We start from the raw sequence: 24,460 nt of genomic DNA on the forward strand, positions 1-24,460 counted from the left end.
CATGAGCCGACTCGCCCAGACCCACGGCCTGACCGATGTGCAGCGGGAAATCCTCTCCACGGTCAGGGACTTCGTCGACAAAGAGATCCTCCCGGTCGCGACCGAACTCGAGCACCGCGACGAGTACCCGCAACAGATCGTCGACGGGCTCAAGGAGTTGGGCCTGTTCGGGCTGATGATTCCCGAGGAGTACGGGGGTCTGGGCGAGTCACTGCTCACGTATGCGCTGTGTGTGGAGGAGATAGCGCGCGGCTGGATGTCGGTCTCCGGCATCATCAACACCCACTTCATCGTCGCCTACATGCTCAAGCAGCACGGGACGCAGGAACAGAAGGAGTACTTCCTGCCCCGCATGGCGCTCGGTGAGGTGCGCGGCGCATTTTCCATGTCGGAGCCGGGACTTGGCTCCGACGTGTCGGCCATCACGTCAAAGGCGGTTAAGGACGGCGACAGTTACCGTCTGAACGGCCAGAAGATGTGGCTGACGAACGGCGGTTCGTCAACGCTTGTGGCCGTTCTCACGCGAAGTGATGAAGGTCACCCGGAGGGCTCCGCGCCCCATAAGTCGATGACGACGTTCCTCGTGGAGAAGGAACCCGGTTTCGGTGAGGTCCGTCCGGGCCTGACCATCCCCGGAAAGATCGACAAGATGGGGTACAAGGGCGTCGACACGACCGAACTCATCATGGATGACCTGCGCATTCCGGCCAATCGCGTACTGGGCGGAGAGACCGGCCGGGGCTTCTACCAAATGATGGACGGCGTAGAAGTCGGGCGCGTGAATGTCGCCGCGCGTGGCTGCGGCGTCGCACAGCGTGCATTTGAGCTGGGTGTCGATTACGCGCAGCAACGGCACACTTTCGGAAAGCCCATCGCGCAGCACCAGGCGATCCAGTTCAAGTTGGCCGAGATGGCCACCAAGGTCGAGGCCGCCCATGCGATGATGGTCAATGCAGCACGCAAAAAGGACTCCGGGGAACGTAACGACCTCGAGGCAGGGATGGCCAAGTACCTGGCCTCCGAATACTGCAAGGAAGTCGTCGAGGACGCGTTCCGGATCCATGGTGGCTACGGCTTCTCCAAGGAGTACGAGATCGAGCGCCTCTACCGCGAGGCCCCGATGCTGTTGATCGGCGAAGGTACCGCCGAGATCCAGAAAATGATCATTGGTCGTCGACTCCTCGAGGAGTATCGATCCCAAGGCTGATCCTGGGCCAGATGTCCGTTTACGGGGTGTTTCTTCGCGAAGAAGATCACACCCCGTAGGCGCGCTCCGGGGGACGCCTACCGTCCGATGTGGCTTCCTGGCTTGCCCAGTTGTGGCTCGCAACCGATAGCATCCCCGGAAAAGCCGCCGTCCCCCGTAAACTGCGCGGCCTCATCCGCTACGAAGGTCATCCATGCCCCACAGCCAAATCTCTGCACCACGCGACGGCGTCCTCAAGGGACGTCTTGCGCGCGGAGCCTCGCCGTGGCTTCTCCCGACCGTCGCCACGGCTGCCCTCAGCCTGGCGCGCTCGCGTCGCTCCAAGAAGGCAGCAGCACTCGCCGTCCCGACCACCGCTCTGGCGGCCGGCATGCTGTGGTTCTTCCGCGACCCCGAGCGCGAGATCGCCGAGGGCCGGGTCATCTCCCCGGCCGACGGTGTGGTGCAGAGCATCATGCCGTGGAAGGACGGGCGTACCCGCGTCGCGATCTTCATGAGCCCGCTGAACGTGCACGTGAACCGCGCTCCCCTCGCGGGCACCGTGACCTCCGTCGAGCACATCCCCGGCGGTTTCGTCCCGGCGTTCAACAAGGAGAGCGAGAACAACGAGCGCGTCGTCTGGCACTTCGACACCGAGCTCGGTGACATCGAGATGGTGCAGATCGCCGGCGCCGTCGCCCGCCGCATCGTGCCGTACATCCCCCAGGGCACGAAGGTCGAGCAGGGCGAGCGGATCGGCCTGATCCGCTTCGGTTCGCGTGTCGACATCTACCTTCCCGAGGGCGTCGAGGCCGACGTCGAGGTCGGCCAGAATACGGTGGCTGGGGTGACCCGAATTGACCGTGACTGACCCCGAGACCCAGGCCTGGGCCGATGACTCGGACATGGCGGACGGCACGGAGGAGATGCCGCTCTCGCTGCGTCTGTCGATAGCGGACACCCTCACGCTGGGCAACGCCACGTGCGGCTTCATGGCCGTCTACTTCACGACGACCGGGATCCTGATCCCGCACATCCAGGGCAGCTCGGACTCCGGCATGGCGCGGCACTCCGCCGCGACCGCCGTGATCCTGATGCTCGCCGCCGCGATCTTCGACCTGTTCGACGGTCTGGTGGCGCGCAAGCTGCGTTCCTCGCCGATGGGCGCGGAGCTGGACAACCTGTCGGACCTCATCAGCTTCGGCTTGGCGCCCGCGTACTTCGTGCTCGTGTACGGGATGGTCGCCGACGACGCGCACCAGAGAGTCGCCGCTGTGGGCGCCATCGTGGTGCTGCTGGCGGTGGTGCTGCGGCTTGCGCGGTTCTCGTGCGTGACGGTGAAGGACGGCACCTTCCAGGGGATGCCGTCGCCGTTCGGCGCGCTGACCGTCGTCTCGATCGTGCTGCTCGAGCTGCCCTTCGTGGCGACGCTCCTCGCGATCATCGGTACGGCGTGGCTCATGGTCAGCCGTGTCGAGTACCCGAAGCCGCGGGGGCGGCTCGCGGTGGCGATGCTGGCGTGGATCGTGGCGAGCATGGGGCTGCTGGCGGCGTGGGCGTTCGACGCGCCCGGTGGGCAGCTGCTCCTTGCGACGGGCTGCACGCTGCAGGTCGTTCTCGGTGCCGTGATTCCGCTCTTCGCGACGGCGCGGCGGGTGAACAACTTCCGCGGGAACCGGCGTGAGGCGCGTGCGGCGCAGTTGCCGTAGCCCGGCGGGACGTGTGGGCGGTGGGCCCGAGCCTTTTGGCTCGGGCCCACCGTCTTTTTCGTGTCAGCGGCGCCGTGGTTGCGGCCTCGGGGCTCCGCCCCGGACCCCGCGCCTCAATCGCCGGCGGGGCTTGAAAGACTCAATCGCCGCCGGGGCTTGATGGTGCCGTCCCGCCTTGGCCAATCTGCCGCCTTGGGCGGCAGGGTGGGCACGGCGGCGCCCCGGTGCCGGGCAGGTGCTTCGCGAGGCCCGAGCCACGGCGCCGCCAGGCTTACGCCACCTCCTCCAGGAAGCCTCCCGACTGGTGCTGCCACAGGTTGGCGTACGTGCCGTGGGCGGCCAGGAGGTCGGTGTGGGTGCCCTGTTCCACGATGCGGCCGTGGTCCAGGACGACGAGGTGGTCCATTCCGGCCACCGTGCTCAGGCGGTGGGCGACCACCAGCGCCGTGCGGCCCTCCATGAGCCGCCAGAGCGCCTCCTGCACCAGCAGCTCGCTCTCGGAGTCGAGCGCGCTGGTCGCCTCGTCCAGGAGCAGGATCGGGGCGTCCCGCAGGATCGCGCGGGCGAGCGCGACCCGCTGGCGCTGGCCGCCGGAGAGCTTGATGCCGCGCTCCCCGACCATCGTGTCGAACCCCTCGGGCAACGTGTCGGCGAACTCGGTGACGTGCGCCGCCTCCGCCGCCCGCCGGACCTCGTCCGCGCTCGCCCCCGGCCTGGCGAAGGCGATGTTCTCGCGCAGGCTGCGGTGGAACATGGCCGGCTCTTGGGGGACGTACGCGATCAGGGACCGCAGGTCGGCCTGGCGCAGCTTGGAGATGTCCTGGCCGTCGATCAGGATGCGCCCGTCGTCGATGTCCATCATGCGCAGGAGCAGCCTGGTCAGTGTCGTCTTGCCGCCGCCGGAGCGGCCGACCAGGCCGAGCCGTGTGCCGCCGGGCACGGTCAGGTCGAGGCCGGTGAACAGCGGGCCCGAGCCCTCGTGCGCGTAGGCGACCCGCTCGAAGCGGACGGCGGCGGCCGAGGACCCCTGGGGCTCCTCGGGCTCGGCCGGGTCGAGCACCTTCGGCTTGTCCCGCAGCAGCTCCGTGAACTGGGCCGCCTCCGTCATGGCGCGTTCCAGACGGCGGTAGATCTGGTTGAACTCGAACATGATCCGCGTCGCGTTGGTGAAGTACGTGAACGCGACGACGATCGCCTCGACGCCCTGGCCGCTGCCCGCGAGGGCGACGGCGAGCAGCAGACCGAGGGCGTTGGTCAGCACGGAGAGCGGGGCGACGAGGGTGTCCACGCGCAGATTGCCGTAGTCCCAGGCGCGCAGTATGTGGCCGCGCGCGTCCGCGACCCGCTCCCGGTGCTCGGCGGCCTCGCGCTCCTCGGCGGCGAAGGCGCGGACCGTCTCCATGTTCATCAGGCTGTCGGCGACGTGCCCCGACATGTGGGTGAAGGCCGCCTCGCGCGCGTTGACCAGCTTCTGGCGGCGACGGATCAGGGGCCGTACGCAGAGCCCGGTGATCGCGATCATCGCCAGGAGCACGACGACGAGCCACGGCTCGTACCGCCACAGCACGACCGATCCGAACACGATGGGCACGAAGCTGGCCATCACGTTGAAGATCAGTACGTCGGCGAACTCCTCGAAGCGGGAGGCGAAGCTCAGGACTCGCTTGGTGAGCGAGCCCGCGAAGTTGTCGTGGAAGAACGTGGCGTCCTTCGCGTACAGCTCGTCCATGCCGATCACGTACAGGCGCGAGATGGCGCCCGCCTCGAGCCGGTTGATGCAGTGGAATCCGATGCGCCACAGCACCTCGGCGGCGAGGAGTACGCCGGCGAAGACGAGGATGTACGGCAGCAGCGCGCCGAGGGTGCGCTCGCCGCCGTCGGCGAGGTGGCCGACGATCTTGGCGACGACGAGCGGTGCGAGGTAGAAGAGTCCGATGTTGCCGAGCGCGGGCAGCAGCATCGCGGGGACCGCGAACCGGCGTGCCCGGGCCAGCTCCCGTCCGTAGTAGCGGAGTGCGAGCAGTACCGAGCCGCGACTCGGTGGCACTTCGCGTGATGAGGTCAATCCGATCCCGTCCCTTGGGTGTTGGAGGGGTGTGGGTTACCGGCCGTAGTGGGGCCGAGCATCGGAGTGTCCCGTGGCGGGGTGCGGGCGGTCCACGTGTTTTCGGGGCGAGGCGGGGTGTGTCGGCCAGGCCGGGGCGTGTACGGATGCCCCGGCGCGACCGGCTCCCGCGGGCGTCAACCCGCCTTGGGCGTAAAGCCCTTGGCCTCCTCGGACTCGGACGGCTGACGCACGACCTTCATGCCGCCGACCGCCGACTTGTCGGGTTGCAGGATCACCGATTCGTGTGAGGACGGGGCCTGCGGGTCGGAGAAGTCCTGGGTGACGCCGAAGCCGTTCTCGAAGTCGCTGAGGGACAGCAGCGCCTTGTCGACGCCCTCGCGCGTGAGGTCCTTGCTCTCGCAGGCCTTCTTCAGTGCCTCGCCGAACACGGCCGCGGCGGTCCAGCCGGCGACGACGCCGTTGTCGAGCGAGTCCTTCGGGTACGCCTTCTTGTAGTCGGCGACGAGCTTCTTCGCCTCCGGGGTGTCCGCGCCGATGGGCAGCGAGGGCGAGGCGACCCAGTAGTTCTTCAGCAGGGCGGGGGCCGCCTGCGTGCCGAGCAGCTGTGGTGAGTAGGCCGAGTTGTTGCCGATGATCGGCGCGTTCAGCTTCGCCGCCGCCGCGACGCCGACGAGCGACGCCGCCTGGCGCGGGCCCGCGCTGATCACCACGCCCTTGACGCCGGCCTTCTTCAGGGCGGAGACCTGGGCGGTCATGTCGTTGTCCGTCGGCTTGATCTTCTGCTCGACGACGGTGAGCCCGGCTTCCTTCGCCATGTACGTCGAGCCCTGGAGCGCGTTCTCGCCGTAGTCGCCCTCGAAGTAGACGTGGCCGAGCTTGTCGCCCTTCTTGAGGCCCTTCTCCTTCATCAGGAAGTCGATCGCGTTGATCGTCTCGATGTCGTACGTCGAGCCGATGACGCGCACGTACTTACTGCCGAGCAGATGCGCCGACCAGGCCTGCGGCAGCACGACCGCCTTGTCCTGGCCGTCGATGCGCTGCTTGACGGCGGCCACGAACGGCGAGCCGAGGAACTGGGGGAAGCCGAGCACGTCGGGCGCCAGCTCCGTGTAGCCGGCGACGGCCTTCTGCGGGTCGTAGCCGTGGTCGCGCACGGTGAGCTTGGCCTTGTAGCCGCAGGCGCCGCCCGCCGCGTTGAACTGCTTCACGTAGAGCTGCTGCGCCTGCGTGACGCTCTTGCCGAGTGTCGCGTAGACGCCGGTCATGTCGGTGAGGACGCCGAGGTTGATGGTCTTGCCTGTGATGCCCTTGCCGGTCTTGATGCCGCCGGCGCTCTGCTTGTCACCGCCGTCGTCCTTGGCCTTCGAGCTGCAAGCGGCGGTCAGCGCGAGCAGCGCGGCCATGGCGGACACGGTGATCGTACGAGATCGGGTGCGGGTGGTCATGCGTCCTCCTGAGGGTGTTTCCGGGCGCGCCGGGCGGCGAGCTGCACAGGGCCTGCATTGGGGTCCCTGTCGTTCGCCCGAACGCCGCCGCGCAGACAGGGACCCCAATGCAGGCCCTGGTCCGCCGGGTAGGAAAAGGACCACCGCCACGACGGCGGCGCCGTACAGATAGCGGGAGGCCTCGCCGGGGGCGACGCCGCCGGTGCCGGGGGCGGAGACCAGGGGCAGGGCGTCGCTGTAGCGGGTGAGCAGTTGGGGCAGGAGCGAGACGAAGGCCGCGCCGACGACGGCGCCCGCCACGGATCCGAGGCCGCCGATGACGATCATGGCGAGGTACTCGAGGGAGAGCGTGATGCCGAAGTAGTCGGGCACGGTGCGCTGGAAGACGAGGGCGAGCAGCACGCCCGCGAGCCCCGCGTACATCGACGACAGGACGAAGACGAAGCCGCGGTAGCGGGCGACCGGGACGCCGAGGACCCCGGCCGCGATCCGGTGGTCGCGGATCGCGTTGAGGGCGCGGCCCGGCCGTCCGCGCAGCACGCCGCGGGCGAAGAGTCCGCAGCCGAGCGCGAGCAGCAGCCCCAGGTACCAGAGCTTCTCGGAGGCGCCGAACGGCACGCCCGCGACGGTGAGTTGACGCTCGTCGAAGGTGAGGCCGAACAGGCTCATGGCGGGCACGTCGCGTCCGTTGGCGCCTCCCGTGAGGTCCTCCGCGTTGAACAGGACGTGCTGTCCGATGAAGATCAGTGCGAGGGTCGCGATGCCGAGGTACGCGCCTTTGAGGCGGCCCGCGATGGGGCTGAACAGTCCGCCCGCGACGCCCGCGACGAGCACCGCGAGCACGGCGGCGAGCCACGGCGGGAGGCCGAGCCCGTTGAGTGTCTGGCCGCGTTCGCCCGCGAACACGCAGTACCCGTAGGCGCCGACGGCGAGGAAGAAGGCGTGCCCCATGGAGAGTTGCCCGGTCGCGCCGGTCAGCAGGTTGAGGCCGATGGCGCCGATGGCGGCGGCCATGGCGAACAGGCCCGCCTATAGCCAGAAGCGCTCCAGGTAGAACGGCAGGGCGAGCAGCAGGAGGGCGCAGGCCGCGATGACGTACGTACGGCGGCGCGAGAGGAGGACGCGCAATGAACTGCCGGACGTAGTGCGGGACTTGGCGGGTCGGGTCTCCGAGGCGAGTGCGTCAGACACGGGCGAGCTCCTTCGTCCCGAAGAGCCCCGAGGGCCGCAGCAGCAGGATCACGGTCATCACGAGATAGGGCGCGAGGTCACCGAGGCCGCGGCCCATGAAGGCGAGTTCGCTCTGGTAGCCGGCGGCGAGGGACTCGGTGACGCCGACGATGAGCCCGCCGACGAGCGCGCCGGTGGTGGAGTCGAGCCCGCCGAGAATCGCGGCGGGGAAGGCCTTCAACGCGGCCAGAGACGTGGCCCGTTCGAGGCCCGGCGTCGGGAACACGGTCAGGAACAGCGCGGCGACGGCGGCGAGCCCGCCCGCCACGGCCCACGCGCCGAGCGACACCCGGCCGAGCCGCACGCCCATCAGCGCGGCGGTCTCGCTGCTCTCGGCGGCGGCGCGCATCGCGACGCCCCACGAGGTGTAGCGGAACGTGAGCAGGAACGCGGTGATGAGCAGGGCCGCCGCGGCGAACGCGGCGATCCGGGTGTGCGCGATGGAGACCCCGCCGACGGTGAGCACGGCGTCGCCCCACGGGTCCCCCATGGCGAGCACGTCGGTGCCGAGGCGGCGGGTGAGTTCGGTGGTGAGGAGGATGTCGACGCCGATGGTGACGATGGCGAGGACGCTGTGGTCGCGCCCGCGGTAGCGCCGCATCACGAGGAACTCGACGGCGGCGCCGACGACGGCGGCCGCCGCGATGCCGACACCGACCGCGGGCCAGAACCCGATGTCGTCGTGGAGCGACGCGATGACGTATCCGCCCGCGAGCAGCAGTGACGCGTGGGCGAAGTTGACGACCTCGGTGGCGCGGAAGATGACGACGAAGCCGAGCGCGATGAGGGCGTAGACGGAGCCCATCGAGACGCCGTTGATGAGGAGTTCGAGGAACGTCGAGAAGTCGGTCATGCGGTGGCCTCCGGCTCTTCGGGGGTGCCCAGGTACGCCTGGACCACCGCCGGGTCGTTCTGCACCCGCTCCGGGGGGCCGCCCGCGATGCGGCGGCCGAAGTCGAGGACCGTCACCTCGTCGGCGAGCCGCATGACGACGCCCATGTCGTGTTCGACGAGGACGATCGAGATGCCGAGGCTGTCGCGGACGCCCGCGATGACGGCGGCGGTGCGGCGGCGTTCGTCGGTGGTCATGCCGGCGACGGGCTCGTCGAGGAGGAGGATCTTGGGCTCCATGCACAGGGCGCGGGCGAGTTCGGCGAGCTTCTGCGCGCCGTACGGCAACGAGCCGGTGGGTGTGGACAGTTGGTCGGCGATCCCGACGAACTCGGCGATCTCCGCGACCCGTTCGCGGTGGGCGCGTTCCTCGCGGGCCGCCGACGGCAGCCGCAGGCCCGCCGCGACGAAGCCCGCGCGGGTCAGCCGGTGCCGTCCGAGCAGCAGGCTGTCGGCGACGGTGGCGTGCGGCGGCAGGGCGAGGTTCTGGAAGGTGCGGGCGACGCCGAGTCCGGCGATGCGGTGCGGGGGCAGGCCGGTGAGTTCGCGCTCGCCGAGGTGGACGGTGCCCGAGGTGGCCCGGTAGACGCCGGAGAGGACGTTGAAGGTGGTGGACTTGCCCGCGCCGTTCGGGCCGATGACGGCGTGCACGGTGCCCGGATCGACGGTGAGGCCGATGGCGTCGAGGGCGACGAGGCCCGCGAACCGCACGGTCAAGTCCCGTACGTACAAGGGCGGTACGTCGGTGGTGAGGGTCGCGGCTGCGGTCATCGCTCGCCTCCCCAGCGGCTCAGCGTCGGCGCGTGCGCGGCCCCGCCGGTCGCGGCGGCGGCGTCCGAGGCGGCCGTCTCGTCGACCACGCCCAGGTACCGGCGGCGCACCTCGTCGGAGCCGGCGAGTTCGTCGGCGGGGCCGTGCAGGGTGATCTCGCCGACCTCCAGGACGTACGCGTACGAGGCGAGGCGCAGCGCGAGCGCCGCGTTCTGTTCGACGAGGAGTACGGAGACCGAGCGGTCGCCCTGGGCGTTGATCTCGCGGATCGTGTCGGCGATCCGGGTGGCCATCAACGGGGCGAGGCCCAGCGACGGTTCGTCCAGGAGCAGCAGTTTCGGCGCGGCCATCAAGGCGCGGCCCACGGCCAGCATCTGCTGCTCGCCGCCGGAAAGCAGCCCGGCCCGCTGTTGCGCCCGGTCGGCGAGCACGGGGAACAGTTCGTGTACGCGCCGCAGCGCCGCCGCCTTGTCGGCGCGCGAACCGCGCGAGCCGAGCGCCCCGGCCCGCAGATTGTCCGCGACGGTCATCCGCGCGAACACCCGTCGCCCTTCAGGGACTTGGCAGATCCCGGCGGCCACCACGCGGTCGGCGGACAGACCGCCGATCCGTCGCCCGCCGAAGTCCACCGTGCCGGACGTCACGGCGCCGCCGTGGAAGCCGAGGGTGCGCGACACGGCGCGCAGCAGCGTCGTCTTGCCCGCTCCGTTGCCGCCGAGCACGGCGACGACGGAGCGGGCCGGCACCTCCAGGCTCACGCCGCGCAGCGCGCGGACGGGTCCGTAGCCGACGGACACGTCGTCGACGACGAGCCCGGGTTCCTCTGCATCGATCACTGCTTCGGTCACTGCACCGCTCACTGCATCACTCACTGCGTACGTCCCTCCCTGGCCCGGTGTCCCTGGACCGGTGGCGCTCACGACAGCACCGCGCGGACGGCCCGTCCACGGGCGGCCCGCGAATCGCTGCGCGGGCCCAGCCCCCGACCGCCCCGGTTGTGCCCGCGCACAAGACCGCGTGTCAGGGGCCTGCCGGGGACGGGCGGCGGATGGCATCCTCCGCACAAGCGGTGAGTTCTTTGCCGTCGCTTTACGGCTCGTTGGGGAGGGGCGATGGGCGCACGCAAGCACCGCACGGGTCAGGACTGGAAGCTCCTGAAGGAGGCCTGCGGGACGCTGCTTGAGCGGGTGCCGGAACTCGTCGACGAGCATCTGCGGCAGCTCTTCGCGTACTCGGACGTCTACGCGCGCGTGCTGCCGTACGACGATCAGTGGCGGGAGGCCGAGCAGGCGATGCGGATCGGCATCGAGACGATCTCGGCGCCGCGTGACTCGCCGCGCAGGGACCTGGAGTACGCGGAGGACGCGGGCCGCCGGCGCGCCGGCCAGGGGCTCCCGCTCGACCTCCTGATCCACGCCTACCGCAACGCGGGCTATCTGGTCTGGGACGCCCTGATGGAGAGCGCGGGCGGCGAACCGGCCCGGCTGAAGGCGCTGATGCGGTCGGCGACGATGGTGTGGGCGGCGGTCGACGCGCAGGCGGAGGCGGCCTCAGAGGCTTACCGGGCAACGGAGTTGGAGCTGCGCCGCCGCACCGACGAGCAGACGCAGGCGCTGCTCGACGCGCTCCTGGACGGCCGCCCGGCGCCGGGCCTCGTTGCGCGCGCGGCGGCGGGGCTCGATCTGCCCGAGCACGGCCCGTACGCCGTCGTCGTGCTCCGGGTGGAGCGACAGGGCGGGCGCGAGGCGTTCCACCGGCGGCTCCAGGATGCGCGGTTCCGGTTCGTGTGGCGGATGCGCGCGGACTGCGAGGTGGGGGTGGCGGCGCTCGGGGCGGGCCGCACGCTGGACGATCTGGCGGCGCTGCTCGACGGCCGCTGCCCGGGCCCCGGTGGGGTCAGCCCGGTCGTGAAGGGTCTCGCCGAGCTCGGCCACGCCCGCCGCCTGGCCGAACTGGCGCTGCGCACCTGCCCTCCGGACACGACGGGCGTGGTCCGCCTCGACGAGCGGATGCCGACGGCGCTCGTCGTGAGCCAGCCGGACCTGGCGCAGCGCCTCGTGGCGGGCGTCTTCGGCGAGCTGCTCACGCTCGAACCGGCGGACCGGGCGGTCCTGTTGGAGACGCTGGACGCGTGGCTGGCGTGCGAGGGTTCGGCGGGCCGGGCGGCAGGGCGGCTGTACTGCCACCGCAATACGGTCTTCAACCGCTTGCGCAGGCTGGAGCAGTTGACGTCGCGCTCCCTGTCGCGGCCACGGGATCTGATGGAGATGACGCTGGCGCTGGACGCGTACCGGCTGTCAACGGGGTGAGGAACCAGGTGAGACTCCGTGCGAGGAACCGGGCCAGGTTCCGGGTCAGGTGCCGGGATGCAGGCCCGCGCCCGGGAGGCCGGGGCGGACCAGGACCTTGACGTGGGTGTCCGGGGTGGCGAGCGTCGCGAGGGCCGTGGCGACGCCCGCGAGGCCCACCTCGCCCGTGATGAGCGCGGCGGCGTCCACCGAACCGTCCGCGATCCGCTCCAGCGTGCGCGCGAACTCCCGCGGCGGATAGGCCATGCACATGGTCACGGTGATGTCCTTGTAGAGGCCGACCACGGGCCGGAACACGTCCTCCGTCATGCACGCGCCGATCAGCAGCACGCGCGTCTCCCGCGGCGCCCGGTGGAGGATCTCGTTGAACATCCCGGCGCGGCCCGAGCACTCGACGACCGTGAGCCGCTGCCCCGCCCCGGCCGCCTCCCGCCACGCCTCGAAGGGATCGCCCACCCCCGGGTCGACCACCACGTGCGCGCCGAACCGCGCCGCCAGCTTCCGCCGCCGCGGCGAGGGCTCAGACACGACGACGGGCGCCACGCCCCGCTCCACCAGCGCCGCGACCGCGCCGAGCCCGATGGGTCCAGCCCCGACGACCAACGCCCCTGAGCCGGAGGCGGGTTCGGCCCGCGCGACGTTCCCGTAGCCCACGGCGAGGGGTTCGGTGAGCGCGGCGACGCGTGGCGGCACATGCTCCGGTACGGGGATCAGCGCGGCCTCTTGCAGCACGACGCGCTCGCCGAATCCGCCGGGGAACCCGGTCGCGTAGCCGATGGTGCGCAGCGTGCCGCCCGCGTCGAGCGCCCACGGCAGCCCCACGACGACCCGCCCCTCCCACTCGCCCGGGCTCAGCACCCGCGCGCACAGCTCGTGCCCCATGACGAGGTCGGCTTCGGGGTCGAAGAGGAACGACTCCGTGCCCGAGTCGCGGGAGGCCGTGAGGAAGTCCTCGGTGTGCCGGGCCGCCGACAGGTCGGACCCGCAGATGCCGGTGGCGAGGGGCTCGGCGAGCACCTGCCCCGGTCCCGGCACGGGTACGGGCACGTCGTCGACCAGGAACGTCCCCCGCCGCCACACCGCGGCCCGCATCAGGCCGCCCCCGCTCATGCCGCACCCCCGTCACGCACCGCCGCTTCCACGGCCGCCCGCATCGCGCCGACGAAGCGGGCGCTGTTGGCGTGCGCCCACTCCATGGAGGCCGTGCGGCGCGCGTTCGCTCCGGTGCAGTGCGGGAGCACCCGGTCGGCGAGGAGTTCGTAACTGCGGTGCCTGGCACGGGTCGTGGCCAGCGGCAGGTCGAGGACGAGGAGCGTGCCGAAGCCGCCGGAGGCCTCCGCGAGAGCCTCGACGCGGGCGATCGCGTCGTCCGGCGTGCCGATCGTGGCGACGCCGAAGACCGGGAATCCGTCGGTCGTGAACCGGTCGAGGGCGTCGTCGGCGGTGCGCCCCCAGGGCAGGGTCGTGCCCGACAGGCCCTCGATGTAGCGGACCAGGTGGCGGACGCCGTGCGCCGCCTCCTCGCGGGCCTGCTCGCGGGTCTCCGCCAGGTGCATGGGCACCACCAGGCGCCACACGTCCCGGTCCGCCACGTGGCCGTGCCGCGCGCAGGACTTCTCGTACGCCTCCCAGTTCCCGCGCAGCGCCGAGAGCCCCGCCGGGTCGCCCGCGGCCAGCGAGAGCAGCCCGACGCCGTGCCGGCCCGCCTGGACGGACCCGGAGGGCGAGACCGTGGACGCCACCGCCATCTCCAGGCCCTCGGCGGGGCGATAGGGGCCCAACTGACAACGCGCGTCAGCCAGTTCGTACCAGGCCGTCTTCTCCGTGACCGTCTCGCCGCGCACCAGGCGGACGATCGCGTCGAGCGCCTGCGCCATCATGTCGCGCTGCCGCATCGGGTCGATCCCCATCATGAACGCGTCGGAGGCCAGCTGCCCGGGCCCGGCGCCGAGCATGACCCGGCCCCGGGTCTGGTGGTCGAGCTGGAGGAGGCGGTCCGCGAGCATCAACGGGTGGTGGTACGGGAGGGAGTTGACGCCCGTACCGAGGCGGATACGACGCGTGCGTTCCGCCGCCGCGGCGATGAACACCTCGGGGGACGCGATCGTCTCGTAGCCCGCGGAGTGGTGCTCGCCGATCCACGCCTCGTCGAATCCGAGGTCGTCGAGGACGCCGACCAGGTCGAGGTCCTGGCGGATCCGCAGGGACGGGCTGCCGTCGAGCCCGTGGTACGGGGCGAGGAACGCGCCGAAACGGGCGGGAAGTCGGGGCGGCTGCTGCACTCGTACGCCTTTCGCCGTGCCGGACGTAGGACATAAAGTCGAGCCTTGCGCTTCTTACGTCCTATATCGGGGCGGGCAAGAGGTCAACACGTGGGGAGGTACGGGACGTTGGACGCACCTCGGACGCGGCGGCGCGGTGACGGTTCGCCGAGCGCGCGCACGCTCGGGCTCACCGTGCTCGGCGAGTACGTGCGGTATCCGGGCGCGGAGCGGGTGGCGGCGGGCGCGGTCGTCGGGGCGCTCGGCGCGTGCGGGATCGGCGAGGCGGCGGCGCGGCGGGCGCTCGGCCGGCTCGTCCAGGAGGGCTGGTTGCGCTCGGAGCCGGTGGGGCGGCGCACGCGGCTCGTGCTCGAACCCCGGCTCGTGCGGCTGCTCACCGCGTGGACGCACCGGCTGGAGCGGGCCGTGGCCGCCACCCCGTGGGGCGGCGAGTGGCAGCAGCTCCTGCTGCGTCCGCCCGGCGAGGCCTGGCATGAAAGGGCCCTGGTGGAGCAGCAGTTGGCGTTCGAGGGCTTCGGGCCGCTCGGGCCCGGGCTGTGGTGCGCGGCCGACCCCGGCGGCGTCCCCGCGCTGAAGGGGCTGCTGCGGGAGCAGGGGCTCGCGGCACACGCCCTGTGGCTGACCTGCCGGACGGAGGACGACGCCGAACTCGTGCGCACAACCTGGGAGTTGAGCGCCGTGCGCCGCGCCCACGAGGAGTTCCTGGCGCGGTTCGAGGACATCGCGGCGACGGGCGCGTCGGACCCCCGTGCCGCCTTCGTCGCGCGGACGCGGCTCGTGCATGCGTGGCGGACCACGTTCGAGCGGGATCCGCGGCTGCCGGACGCCCTGCTTCCGGCGGACTGGCCGGGCCGCGCCGCGACCCGGCTGTTCGTCGACGCGTGGCGGTCGCTGCGCGCGCCCGCGGACACGTACTGGCGTCAACTCACGTCGGACGCTTAGGTGTTGCGGTCAGGAGGCCGGCCGCCGGAAGAGCGCGGTGAGGAGGACGGGCACGCCGTACGTCGCCGATTCGGGCGCTTGGACGGCCATCGGACGCAGCTCCACTTCCTCCAGCCCGCGGAAGAGTCCCCGGATCTCGTCGGGCGCGAAGGCGAGACCGCCGCCCAGGTCGCCGCTCCGGTACAGCTCCTCGTCGGACGCCTCCGATCCCATCGCGCCGGCGGCGAAACAGGTGAGGCCGAAGTGGCCGCCGGGTGCGAGGACGCGGTCGAGGAGGGCGAGGTAGCTGATGCGGCGGTGCGGCGGGAGGTGGTGCAGGCACCCGGAGTCGTACACCACGTCGTAGGCGGGGTACGGGAGTTGGGCGTCGAAGATGTTGCCCTCGTGGAACCGTACGTCCGCGCCCGCGGCGGCGGCGCGCTCCCTCCCCCACGCCACGGCCGTTCCCGACAGGTCGACGGCGTCGACGTCGTAGCCGCGGGCGGCGAGGTGGAGGGCGTTGCGGCCGGGGCCGCAGCCCAGGTCGAGGGCGCGGCCCTTTGGGGGGAGCAGGCCGTTGTCGAGGTGGGCAGCCAGGTTCTCGTCGGGCTTGTCCACGAAGAACGGGACGTCGCGGTCCCGGTCGGCGTAGAAGCCGTCCCACCAGTCGGCTCCGCCGGTGTGCGGGAAGCGGCGGTCGAGCATCTCCATCACGTCGTCCGTGGTGCGGATGTATCGGTTCAGGTTCAACGTGTTGCCTCCAGCGGTGAGTTGGCCTGGCCGGCCGGTACGCGGAGCCGATCAGCTCCCACGCCACGGGGCTCCGCCCCGGACCCCGTCTCAGCGCAAGAAGTCCCTCGCGATGTGTTCCGCGACGTCCTCCAGGATCGGGCCCGCCTCGGCGATGCAGCGCGCCACGTCCGGTTCCACGTCCGTGAGGGCGTACGCGCGGCGGATGCCCGCGCGGCCCAGCGCCTCCGGCGGGAGCGCGAGGCGTCCGCACACGGCGACGACCTCGACGCCACCCGCACGCGCCGCCGCCGCGACACCCGCCGGCGCCTTTCCGTGCAACGTCTGCTCGTCCAGCGAACCCTCACCGGTGATCACCAGCTCGGCCCGCTCCAGCGCGGGCGCGAAGCCGAGAACGTCGAGCATGACCTCGATACCCGGCCGGAAGCTCGCGCCCAGGCCGACAAGGGCGCCGTACCCGATGCCGCCCGCGGCGCCCGCCCCCGGCGACTCCGCGTACTCGAGCGCCTTCGGCCCCACCGACTCGGACAGCACCTTCGCGTAGTGGGCGAGCGCCGCGTCCAGCTCGGCGACGTCCTCCGGGGACGCACCCTTCTGCGGCCCGTAGATCGCGGGCGCGCCCTTCGGCCCGGTGAGCGGATTGTCGACGTCGCTCGCCAGGACGAGTTCGACATCGGCGAGCCGCGCGTCGAGCCCCGACAGATCGGCCGACGCCAGGCCCGCGAGCGCGCCACCGCCGGGCCCGACCGGCGCGCCCTCCGCGTCCAGCAGCCGCGCGCCGAGCGCGGCCAGCATCCCCGCGCCGCCGTCGGTCGTGGCGCTGCCGCCCACCCCGAACACGATCGAGCGCGCCCCCGCGTCGAGCGCCGCGGCGATCACCTCGCCCGACCCGTACGTCGTCGCCGTCAGCGGCGCGAACTCGCCCTCGGGCAGCAGCTGAAGCCCGGACGCCTCCGCCATCTCCACGACGGCCGTGCCCTCGCGCAGCGCGTACGCGGCGACGACCGGCTCGCCGAGCGGCCCGGTCACCGGAACCTCGCGGCGCTCGAACCCGGCCGCGACCGCCGCCGCCACCGTCCCGTCGCCGCCGTCCGCGACCGGCACGGACTCCACCGTGACCTCGGGCGCGACCCGGTGCAGACCCGCCGTCACGCGCTGTGCGACCTGCACCGCGGTGAGCGATCCCTTGAACTTGTCCGCCGCGATCAACACGTGCCGCGCGGCCTGTGCAGCGTCCGCCACCTTGCTCTCCCCTTGCTGTTGCGCCCTGCTCGAGGCAAGGCAGTCGCGCCGCTGCGACCTTAACCGCAGGAGGGGGCCGCTGCCCATGGCCGTCCGGCCTGCGGACCGGCGACCGCCGCCGAATTATTCGCACAAAGAGCCGCAAACCAGCACGACCGTTGATCTTCAAAAGCGGGTACACCGGTCTCATGACGCCGACGGGCCCCGGGCTCACCGACCGCACCCTCGCCGACCGCCTGCTCGGCGGCTGGCTCGGCCGCGTCGCGGGCAACATGCTCGGCAAGCCGGTCGAGCAGGGCGAGGTGTGGACGCGCGAGCGCATCGACCGCTATCTGCGGCAGGCCGAGGCCCTGCCCCTGACCGACTACCTGCCCGAGCCCCCGTCGCAGGACGTGGCGCTGGCGCTGCGCCCCGAGTGGCGGCAGTGCGTGCGCGGCCGCATCCACGGCAGCTGCCGCGACGACGACGTGGACTACGCGGTGCTCGGTCTGCACCTCCTGGAGACCCACGGCTTCGCGTTCACGACGGAACAGGTGGGCGAGCTGTGGCTGCTCCGCCTCCCCTACCTCCAGACGTTCACGGCGGAGCGCGCGGCGTACCGGAATCTGGCGAACGGCCTGAAGCCCCCGCTGACGGCGACGTACGACAACCCCCACCAGGAGTGGATCGGCGCCCTGATCCGCGCGGACGTCTTCGGCTGGACCAACCCCGGCGCCCCGCGCCGCGCCGCCTCCCTCGCCCGCCGCGACGCGGTCCTGTCGCACACGGGCAACGGCGTCTACGGAGCGATGTGGGCCGCCGCCCTGATCTCCGCCGCCTTCACGGCGCCGACCCCGCGCGCCGCCCTCGACGCCGCGCTCTGCGTGATCCCCGCGAGCAGCCGCCTGGCCCGCGTCGTACGCCGCACCGCCTCCCTGCACGGCTCCCGGCTCAGCTGGGAGGAGACGCTGTCCACGGTCGCGGAGGAGACGGCGGGCCTCGGCTGGATCCACACGGTCCCGAACGCCGCGGTGCTCACCGCCGGGCTGCTCTACGGCGACGGTGACTTCACCCGCACCGTCGCCCTGACGGTCCGCGGCGGCCTCGACACGGACTCCAACGGTGCGACGGCCGGTTCGTTCGCGGGGGTGCTGTGCGGCGCCGCCGCGATCCCGCCGCAGTGGACCGAGCCCCTGGAGGACCGGGTCCGCAGCGCCGTCTTCGGCTTCGACGGCGTACGCATCAGCGAACTCGCCGCCCGGACCGCCGCGTTGGTGGAGACACCCTGACCCGCGCCCGCTACACCGCGCTGAAGGTGTCGGCGGTGAGGCCCACCGCGCGGCTCAGGACGCGGTCCCGCAGCCCGGTGGGCAGGCGGCGCAGCGCGGCGAGGACCTTGGCGTCCCGGCCGCTGACGTACCGCGCGGCGGGGCGGCGCGCGGTGAGCGCCTTGCGGATCGCGTCCACCGTGGGGTCGACGGGCCCGGACCGCATCCGCTCGGACGCCTTGCGGAAGTCCCGCACGGCCCGGTCGTAATGGGCTTGCGTCTCGGGCGATCCCACCCAGCCCGCGTCGGCCATCGCCTTGTCGGCCTTGGCGAAGATCTCCGTGTTCATGGCGCCGGGCAGGACCAGCGACACGGCGACGCCCTGGGGGCGCAGCTCCATGCGCAGGGCGTCGGTGAGCGAGGCGAGGGCGGCCTTGGACGCGGCGATCGGCCCGGCGAACGGGACGGATATCAGCGAGGTGACCGCTCCTACGTTGACGACGCGGCCGCCGGAGGCGCGCAGGGCGGGCAGGAAGGCGCGGGTGACGGCCATCGGAGCGAGCACGTTCAGCTCGAACTGGCGGCGCAGTTCGGCGCCGGGGACGAGTTCCAGCGGGCCCTGGACGACGATGCCGGCGTTGTTGACCAGGGCGTCGAGGCGGGGCCCGACCGCGCCGACGGCCGCGGCGACGGACTCCTCGTCGATGAGGTCGAGGGCGACGGGCACGAGGCCGTCGGCGCACAGGCTCTCGGCGTCGGCCGGCTTCCGGTACGTGGCGTACACGCGCCAGCCGTCCTCGTGCAGGCGGCGGGCGAGAGGGCGGCCCACGCCGCCGGTCGCGCCGGTGAGCAGGACGGTGCGCGGGGCGGATGCGGTGGCGGGCATGGAAGTTCCCTTCACGAAGTTCCCTCGGCGGAGGGCGAGTTGGACATGCCTCCACCTTCGGCGCCCGCACGGCCCGCAGGCAGAGTGGCATTCTTCCTAGTGTCCGCAGCACCGGTATCGGGCACGTCTTTGGGGGACCTCTGAACGAGCACAGCCGCAAGGAACTCGGCGCGTTCCTGCGCTCCCGGCGCGAACGGGCCGACCCCGCGGCCCTCTTGGCCGAACTGCCGACGAGTGGGCGGCGCCGCACGCCGGGCCTGCGCCGCGAGGAGGTCTCGCTCCTGTCCGGGGTGAGCCTGACCTGGTACACGTGGCTGGAGCAGGGCCGCGACATCAACGTATCCGCGCAGATCCTCGCGGCGCTCGCGCGGGTGCTGCGCCTGGACACGGTCGAGCGTGACCACCTGTTCCGGCTCGCCGAGCTGCCGCCGCCCGCGCGCGAGCACTCCGCCGAACTCCCCGACGGCGTAAGGGCGTTCCTGGCGCGCCTGGACCCCAGCCCCGCGTTCGTCATCGACCGGTGCTTCGACATCCTGGCGTGGAACCGTACGCAGTCCGCGCTGCTCGGCACCCTGATCCACCGGCCGGCCCGCGAGCGGAACACGGTGTGGCAGCTCTTCCGGGCGCCCGAGGTGCGGGAGCTGATGCCCGAGTGGGAGGCGGAGGCGCGCTGGCTGGTGGGGCTGCTGCGACAGCAGGCGGCGTACGCGGCGGACAGCCCCCGCTTCGGCGAGCTGGTGTCCGAGCTGTGCGCCACGAGCCCGGAGTTCGCGGCGCTCTGGTCGGCCCACGACGTCACGGAGTTCCGCTCCTCGGTGCGGCGGTACCGGCATCCGGTCCTGGGGGACGTCGCGTTGACCTACGTACGTCTCGAGGTGGCGGAGGCGCCCTGGCTGAGCGTGATCTGCCATTTCGCGGAACCGGGCAGCGCGACGGACGCGGGCCTGCGGGCACTCGCGGAGGGCACGTCAAGCCCCCGCGGCGATTGAGCGGCGGAGCCCCGTGGCGTCAACCCCACCGCCCCGGACGCGCTCACCGCGGACATGGGCCCCGTGGAGCTGGAGAACGGCATCCCGGTAGCCTGATTCGCTCCACCCCGAAGTTCTACGCGCGTTGACAACTCATGTGGCGCCGAGTGAGCTTTGCGTGGACAGTTTTCGTAACCGGAGCAAAGGGGCTCGAACCGTTGGCCAGGAAGATCATCCTCGATTGCGACCCGGGTCATGACGACGCGGTCGCCATGCTGCTCGCGCACGGCAACCCCGACATCGAGCTGGTCGCCGTGACCACCGTCGTCGGCAACCAGACCCTGGAGAAGGTGACGCGCAACGCGCTCTCCGTGGCGGCGATCGCCGGGATCACCGGGGTGCCGTTCGCGGCGGGCTGCCCGCGGCCACTGATCCGTACGATCGAGACCGCGCCCGAGATCCACGGCGACACGGGCCTCGACGGGCCCGATCTGCCGCCCGCCGCCTTCGAGCTCGACGAGCGGCACGCGGTGGACCTGATCATCGACACGGTCATGGCGCACGAGCCGGGTGAGATCACCATCGTGCCGACCGCGGGTCTCACGAACATCGCGCTCGCCGCCCGCAAGGAGCCCCGCATCGTCGAGCGCGTCCGCGAGGTCGTGCTCATGGGCGGCGGCTACCACGAGGGCAACTGGAGCCCGGTCGCCGAGTTCAACATCGTGATCGACCCCGAGGCCGCGCACATCGTCTTCAACGAGCCGTGGCCGGTCACCATGGTCGGCCTCGACCTCACCCACCAGGCGCTCGCCACCCCCGAGGTCGAGAAGAAGATCGCCGCCGTCGGGACGAAGCCCGCGCGGTTCGTCCTCGAACTGCTCGACTTCTTCCGCGAGGCCTACCGCGAGAACCAGGGCTTCGAGCACCCGCCCGTGCACGACCCGTGCGCCGTCGCGTACGTCATCGACCCGAGCGTCATGACCGTCCGCAAGGCGCCCGTGGACATCGAGCTGCGCGGGTCCCTCACGCTCGGCATGACCGTCACCGACCTGCGCGCGCCCGCGCCCGACGACTGCCACACCCAGGTCGCCGTCGACCTGGACCACGAGAAGTTCTGGAACCTCGTGGTCGACGCGCTCGCCCGTATCGGAGAGCCCTCCGCATGAACGTCGCCGCCTCCCCCCACTCCTCGGCCGGCGGCCCCGATGCGGGACGCCCGGTCCGGATCGGCGCGCTCATGGTCGCGCTGCTCGCGGCCAGCTTCGCCTTCCAGCTCAACGCCTCGATGCTCAGCCCCGCGCTCGCGACGATGGCGGACGAGCTCGACACCACCGCGTCCGCGATCGGTGTCACGCAGACCGCCTTCTTCACGGCCGCCGCGCTGTTCTCGCTGTTCCTGCCGCGCCTCGGTGACCTGATCGGCCGCCGCAAGGTGCTCACCGGGATGATGGTCCTGATGGCCGTCGGGTGTGTGATCTCCGCGCTCGCGACCTCCGTCGGGATGCTCGCCGTGGGCCGTGTCATCCAGGGCGCGTCCGGCCCGACTATCCCGCTCGCGCTGATCATGCTGCGCGTCGAGATCCCCGACCCGAAGCGGTACGGCACCCTCATGGGCGTCGTCACGGCCGTCAACGGCGGCATCGCAGGCGTCGACTCGTTCGCCGGCGGCTCGCTCGCCGAGCACTACGGCTACGCGTCGATCTTCTGGGTCATGACCGCCTTCGCGGCCGTGTCGGCCGTGCTCGTGCGCCTCTTCGCCCCCGAGTCCCGCGCGGACCAGCGGCCCGCCATGGACTGGCCGGGCGTGCTGCTCCTGGTCATCTCCGTCGGCGCGCTCCTCATCGCGTTCAACGAGGCGGGCAAGCTGGCCGCCGCGAACTGGCCGCTCGCGATCGGCCTCCTCGTCGTGGCCGCGCTCGCGTTCTGGGCGTTCTGGCGGACGGAGAACCGCTCCTCGCACCCGCTGGTCACCACGCACCTGCTGAAACGCCGCGCCACCTGGTCGCTCCTCCTGTCGACCATGCTGACCATGACCGGCGTCTTCGCGATCATGAACGGTCTGCTGCCCGGCTTCGCGCAGGACACCTCCGTGGGCCTCGGCCTCGGCGCCGAGGGCGCGACCTGGTGGACGCTGACCCCGTACGCGCTCGCGGGCCTCGCCATGGGCCCGATCTCGGGGCGCCTCGCGGCGACGTTCGGCTACGGACGCATCCTGCGCACCGGACTGATCGCCACGGCGGTCTCGACGGTCCTGGCGCTGCTGACCCTCCAGACGCACTCGTCGGGCCTGGTCCTCGCGGTGTCGATCCTGCTCGGTGTCACGTACGCGGGCATGGCCAACATCATGCTGAACGGCCTCGGCATCGTGCTCTCCCCGCCCGAGAACCCCGGCTTCCTGCCGGGCCTCAACGCGGGCTGCTTCAACCTCGGCGCGGGCCTCAGCTTCGTGGTCCTCTACGCGGCGATGGACTCGGTCGCCCCCACCGGCGGCACCTCGGTCGGCGGCTACAGCGCCGGTGTCGTGGCGGGCCTCGTGCTCATCGTGGCGGCCCTGTTCACGTCACTGCTGATCCCGAAGCCGGTGCACGCGGAGGAGACGGACTGACCTACCGTTGGGCCCATGACTCTGGTTGCGATCCTCACCGGCGCCGGTATCAGCACGGACTCCGGAATCCCGGACTACCGCGGCCCGAACGGCGTATGGCGCAAGGATCCGGACGCCGAGAAGCTCGTCACGTACGAGTACTACATGCATGACCCGGAGATCCGGCGCCGCGCCTGGCAGGTGCGGCGCCGGGCCGTCACGCTGACCGCCGAGCCGAATCCCGCGCACCGGGCCATCGCGGATCTCGACCAGGCGGGCGTCCCGGTCCGGGTCATCACGCAGAACGTCGACGGGCTGCACCAGCTCGCCGGCACTCCCGCCCGCAAGGTGCTCGAACTGCACGGCTCCGCCCGGCAGTTCATGTGCACCCAGTGCGACGCCCGCGGCCCCATGGCGGAGGCGCTCGCGCGGCTGGACGCGGGCGAGGACGATCCGCTGTGTCTGCTCTGCGGCGGCATCCTCAAGTCGACGACGGTGATGTTCGGCGAGCAGCTCGATCCGCTGGTGCTCGGCGAGGCCGTCGAGATCACCAAGGCGTGCGAGGTCTTCTTCGCGGTCGGATCCTCGCTCCAGGTCCATCCGGCGGCCGGTCTCGCGGGCCTCGCCGCCGAGCACGGCGCCCGCCTTGTGGTGGTCAACGCCGAACCGACCCCGTACGACGACGTGGCCGACGAGGTCGTACGGGAGCCGATCGGGACCGCGGTGCCGCGGCTGCTCGGCGAACTCTCCCTTGCGTAGACCGCGGTGCGCACCCCCCTTCCGTCCGGCAGGCTGAGCACAGGGGACCGAGGGCAGGGCCTACGAGAGAGCGGTGCTCGGATGAAGCTGGTGGTTCAGGAGTTCCTGACGCTGGACGGTGTGTCCCAGGGGCCGGGTTCCCCGGACGAGGACACCAGCGACGGGTTCACGCGCGGCGGCTGGTTCGTGCCCTACGTGGACGAGGAGTTCATGGAGATCGCCGAGAGCTGGCTCGGCGAGGCGGACGGGCTGCTGTTCGGGCGCCGGACGTACGAGAACTTCGCGCGTGACTGGCCGACGATGACCGACCACCCCTTCGCGGCGGTCATGAACGGACTGCCGAAGTACGTCGCCACGCAGAGCCTGACCGAGGCCGACTGGGATCCGACCACGATCCTGGCGGGCAACATCGCGGCCGAGGTCGACGCCCTGAAGCGGCAGCCCGGCCGTGAACTCCAGATCCACGGCAGCGCCCGGCTCGCCCAGTCGCTGCTCGCGGCGGGCCTCGTCGACGAGCTGCGCCTCGCGATCGCCCCGGTCGTGGTGGGCCGGGGCCGCCGCCTGTTCCCGGAAGGCGGCGCCCCGGCGGGCCTGCGCCCCGTCAGTCAGCGCTCCACGAAGGGCGGCCTGTCCGTGCACGTCTTCGAACCGGCGGGGCTGCCCGCGTACGGGGTGTACGAGGGTTAGTACCGCCTAGAACAGTGCGGCATCGCGGTCGGCTGCGTGCGGGCGCTCGAAGTCCAGCAGGCGGCGCTTGCGGTCGAGGCCGCCGCCGTAGCCGGTCAGGTCGCCGTTGGCGCCGATGACGCGGTGGCAGGGGACGATGACGCCGATGGGGTTCTTGCCGTTGGCGAGGCCGACGGCCCGGGAGGCGTTCGGCTTTCCGAGCGCGTCGGCCAGCTCCCCGTACGTGCGGGTCTCGCCGTACGGGATCCGCTGGAGCCGCTCCCAGACCGAGCGCTGGAACGGGGTGCCGGCGGTCAGGTCGAGCGGCAGGTCGAACTGCGTCAACTCGCCCTGAAAATAGGCGTTCAGCTGGTCGATGACCGGGCCGAAGGGGCGCTCGTCGCGGCCACCGAAGGTCTCGTCGGCGGGGCGGTGCCGCTGGCCCGCCATGTAGAGGCCGGAGAGTGTGCCATCGGTGGCCACGAGGGTGAGGGGGCCGTAGGGGCTGTCGATCACGGTGTGGTTCTTCTGTGCGTGCATGACGTG

22 protein-coding genes and 1 pseudogene are annotated in these 24,460 nt (G+C 71.7%); 11 read left to right on the forward strand and 12 right to left on the reverse strand.

The annotated features are described in order from the left end of the window. The first annotated feature begins 1 nt into the window (after nt 1). From ACP4E5_RS11995 to pssA, 3 genes are all read left to right on the forward strand, one after another. Nucleotides 2-1,207, forward strand: coding sequence for an acyl-CoA dehydrogenase family protein (locus ACP4E5_RS11995; RefSeq protein WP_425827805.1), 1,206 nt, complete (start codon nt 2-4; stop codon nt 1,205-1,207). A 193-nt stretch (nt 1,208-1,400) separates the two neighbouring features. After that, entirely contained in the window at nt 1,401-2,057 is a 657-nt protein-coding gene (locus ACP4E5_RS12000) for a phosphatidylserine decarboxylase (protein WP_425827807.1), read from the forward strand. Between the two features lie 34 nt (nt 2,058-2,091). Then, nucleotides 2,092-2,895 (forward strand): CDP-diacylglycerol--serine O-phosphatidyltransferase, encoded by an 804-nt coding sequence (gene pssA, locus ACP4E5_RS12005; protein WP_425841229.1) that lies wholly within the window; start codon nt 2,092-2,094, stop codon nt 2,893-2,895. Between the two features lie 271 nt (nt 2,896-3,166). On the opposite strand, the gene ACP4E5_RS12010 is transcribed toward pssA, so the two are convergent. From ACP4E5_RS12010 to ACP4E5_RS12035, 6 genes and pseudogenes are all read right to left on the reverse strand, one after another. Beyond that, the gene (locus ACP4E5_RS12010) at nt 3,167-4,942 is read right to left on the reverse strand and encodes an ABC transporter ATP-binding protein (RefSeq protein ID WP_425827809.1); all 1,776 of its coding nucleotides are present in this window, start codon (nt 4,940-4,942) and stop codon (nt 3,167-3,169) included. Nucleotides 4,943-5,136: 194 nt separating this feature from the next. Further along, nucleotides 5,137-6,408 carry an ABC transporter substrate-binding protein gene (locus tag ACP4E5_RS12015; protein WP_425841231.1) on the reverse strand — a complete coding sequence of 424 codons (1,272 nt, stop codon included), beginning with the start codon at nt 6,406-6,408 and terminating at the stop codon, nt 5,137-5,139. Between the two features lie 116 nt (nt 6,409-6,524). After that, nucleotides 6,525-7,536: pseudogene (locus tag ACP4E5_RS12020) on the reverse strand (branched-chain amino acid ABC transporter permease); the annotation flags it as partial. A gap of 55 nt (nt 7,537-7,591) precedes the next feature. After that, the gene (locus ACP4E5_RS12025) at nt 7,592-8,491 is read right to left on the reverse strand and encodes a branched-chain amino acid ABC transporter permease (RefSeq protein WP_425827811.1); all 900 of its coding nucleotides are present in this window, start codon (nt 8,489-8,491) and stop codon (nt 7,592-7,594) included. Next, a complete protein-coding gene (locus tag ACP4E5_RS12030; RefSeq protein ID WP_425827813.1) occupies nt 8,488-9,300 on the reverse strand; it encodes an ABC transporter ATP-binding protein in 813 nt (270 codons plus the stop codon). Before ACP4E5_RS12030 ends, ACP4E5_RS12025 begins: the two co-directional genes overlap by 4 nt. Continuing rightward, the gene (locus tag ACP4E5_RS12035; RefSeq protein WP_425827815.1) at nt 9,297-10,148 is read right to left on the reverse strand and encodes an ABC transporter ATP-binding protein; all 852 of its coding nucleotides are present in this window, start codon (nt 10,146-10,148) and stop codon (nt 9,297-9,299) included. Before ACP4E5_RS12035 ends, ACP4E5_RS12030 begins: the two co-directional genes overlap by 4 nt. A 264-nt stretch (nt 10,149-10,412) precedes the next feature. Here ACP4E5_RS12035 and ACP4E5_RS12040 point away from each other — a divergent pair, with 264 nt between their 5' ends. Continuing rightward, complete coding sequence (locus tag ACP4E5_RS12040) at nt 10,413-11,609, forward strand: RsbRD N-terminal domain-containing protein (protein ID WP_425827817.1); 1,197 nt, start codon at nt 10,413-10,415, stop codon at nt 11,607-11,609. A gap of 45 nt (nt 11,610-11,654) precedes the next feature. Here ACP4E5_RS12040 and ACP4E5_RS12045 read toward each other — a convergent pair whose 3' ends face one another. Next, nucleotides 11,655-12,719 (reverse strand): zinc-binding dehydrogenase, encoded by a 1,065-nt coding sequence (locus tag ACP4E5_RS12045; protein ID WP_425827819.1) that lies wholly within the window; start codon nt 12,717-12,719, stop codon nt 11,655-11,657. Continuing rightward, complete coding sequence (locus tag ACP4E5_RS12050) at nt 12,716-13,891, reverse strand: LLM class flavin-dependent oxidoreductase (RefSeq protein ID WP_425827821.1); 1,176 nt, start codon at nt 13,889-13,891, stop codon at nt 12,716-12,718. The genes ACP4E5_RS12045 and ACP4E5_RS12050 overlap by 4 nt, the downstream gene beginning before the upstream one ends. A gap of 108 nt (nt 13,892-13,999) precedes the next feature. On the opposite strand from ACP4E5_RS12050, the gene ACP4E5_RS12055 reads away from it, so the two are divergent. Continuing rightward, a complete protein-coding gene (locus tag ACP4E5_RS12055) occupies nt 14,000-14,833 on the forward strand; it encodes a PaaX family transcriptional regulator (protein WP_425827823.1) in 834 nt (277 codons plus the stop codon). A 9-nt stretch (nt 14,834-14,842) separates the two neighbouring features. On the opposite strand, the gene ACP4E5_RS12060 is transcribed toward ACP4E5_RS12055, so the two are convergent. After that, complete coding sequence (locus ACP4E5_RS12060) at nt 14,843-15,556, reverse strand: class I SAM-dependent methyltransferase (protein WP_425841234.1); 714 nt, start codon at nt 15,554-15,556, stop codon at nt 14,843-14,845. Nucleotides 15,557-15,652: 96 nt separating this feature from the next. Continuing rightward, nucleotides 15,653-16,804 carry a glycerate kinase gene (locus ACP4E5_RS12065; RefSeq protein WP_425827825.1) on the reverse strand — a complete coding sequence of 384 codons (1,152 nt, stop codon included), beginning with the start codon at nt 16,802-16,804 and terminating at the stop codon, nt 15,653-15,655. Nucleotides 16,805-16,992: 188 nt separating this feature from the next. Here ACP4E5_RS12065 and ACP4E5_RS12070 point away from each other — a divergent pair, with 188 nt between their 5' ends. Further along, on the forward strand, nt 16,993-18,072 hold the full coding sequence (locus ACP4E5_RS12070) for an ADP-ribosylglycohydrolase family protein (RefSeq protein WP_425827827.1): 1,080 nt from the start codon (nt 16,993-16,995) through the stop codon (nt 18,070-18,072). Nucleotides 18,073-18,082: 10 nt separating this feature from the next. Here the strand turns inward: ACP4E5_RS12070 and ACP4E5_RS12075 are convergent, their stop codons facing one another. Beyond that, nucleotides 18,083-18,937, reverse strand: coding sequence for an SDR family NAD(P)-dependent oxidoreductase (locus tag ACP4E5_RS12075; RefSeq protein ID WP_425827829.1), 855 nt, complete (start codon nt 18,935-18,937; stop codon nt 18,083-18,085). On the opposite strand from ACP4E5_RS12075, the gene ACP4E5_RS12080 reads away from it, so the two are divergent. The 5 genes from ACP4E5_RS12080 (at nt 18,922) to ACP4E5_RS12100 (ending at nt 23,935) form a co-directional block, all read left to right on the forward strand. Further along, nucleotides 18,922-19,926, forward strand: coding sequence for a helix-turn-helix transcriptional regulator (locus ACP4E5_RS12080; protein ID WP_425827831.1), 1,005 nt, complete (start codon nt 18,922-18,924; stop codon nt 19,924-19,926). The genes ACP4E5_RS12075 and ACP4E5_RS12080 overlap by 16 nt on opposite strands. 197 nt (nt 19,927-20,123) lie before the next feature. Then, on the forward strand, nt 20,124-21,071 hold the full coding sequence (gene uriH, locus ACP4E5_RS12085) for a uridine-preferring nucleoside hydrolase UriH (protein ID WP_425827833.1): 948 nt from the start codon (nt 20,124-20,126) through the stop codon (nt 21,069-21,071). Next, entirely contained in the window at nt 21,068-22,510 is a 1,443-nt protein-coding gene (uriT, locus tag ACP4E5_RS12090; RefSeq protein WP_425827835.1) for a uridine transporter UriT, read from the forward strand. The genes uriH and uriT overlap by 4 nt, the downstream gene beginning before the upstream one ends. 15 nt (nt 22,511-22,525) lie before the next feature. Continuing rightward, the gene (locus ACP4E5_RS12095; protein ID WP_425827837.1) at nt 22,526-23,248 is read left to right on the forward strand and encodes an SIR2 family NAD-dependent protein deacylase; all 723 of its coding nucleotides are present in this window, start codon (nt 22,526-22,528) and stop codon (nt 23,246-23,248) included. Between the two features lie 81 nt (nt 23,249-23,329). Beyond that, on the forward strand, nt 23,330-23,935 hold the full coding sequence (locus ACP4E5_RS12100) for a dihydrofolate reductase family protein (protein ID WP_425827839.1): 606 nt from the start codon (nt 23,330-23,332) through the stop codon (nt 23,933-23,935). A 6-nt stretch (nt 23,936-23,941) separates the two neighbouring features. Here ACP4E5_RS12100 and ACP4E5_RS12105 read toward each other — a convergent pair whose 3' ends face one another. Beyond that, complete coding sequence (locus ACP4E5_RS12105; protein ID WP_425827841.1) at nt 23,942-24,454, reverse strand: methylated-DNA--[protein]-cysteine S-methyltransferase; 513 nt, start codon at nt 24,452-24,454, stop codon at nt 23,942-23,944. Between the last annotated feature and the right edge of the window lie 6 nt (nt 24,455-24,460).

It is taken from the genome of Streptomyces fractus, assembly GCF_049844455.1.
Taxonomy (GTDB): domain Bacteria; phylum Actinomycetota; class Actinomycetes; order Streptomycetales; family Streptomycetaceae; genus Streptomyces; species Streptomyces fractus.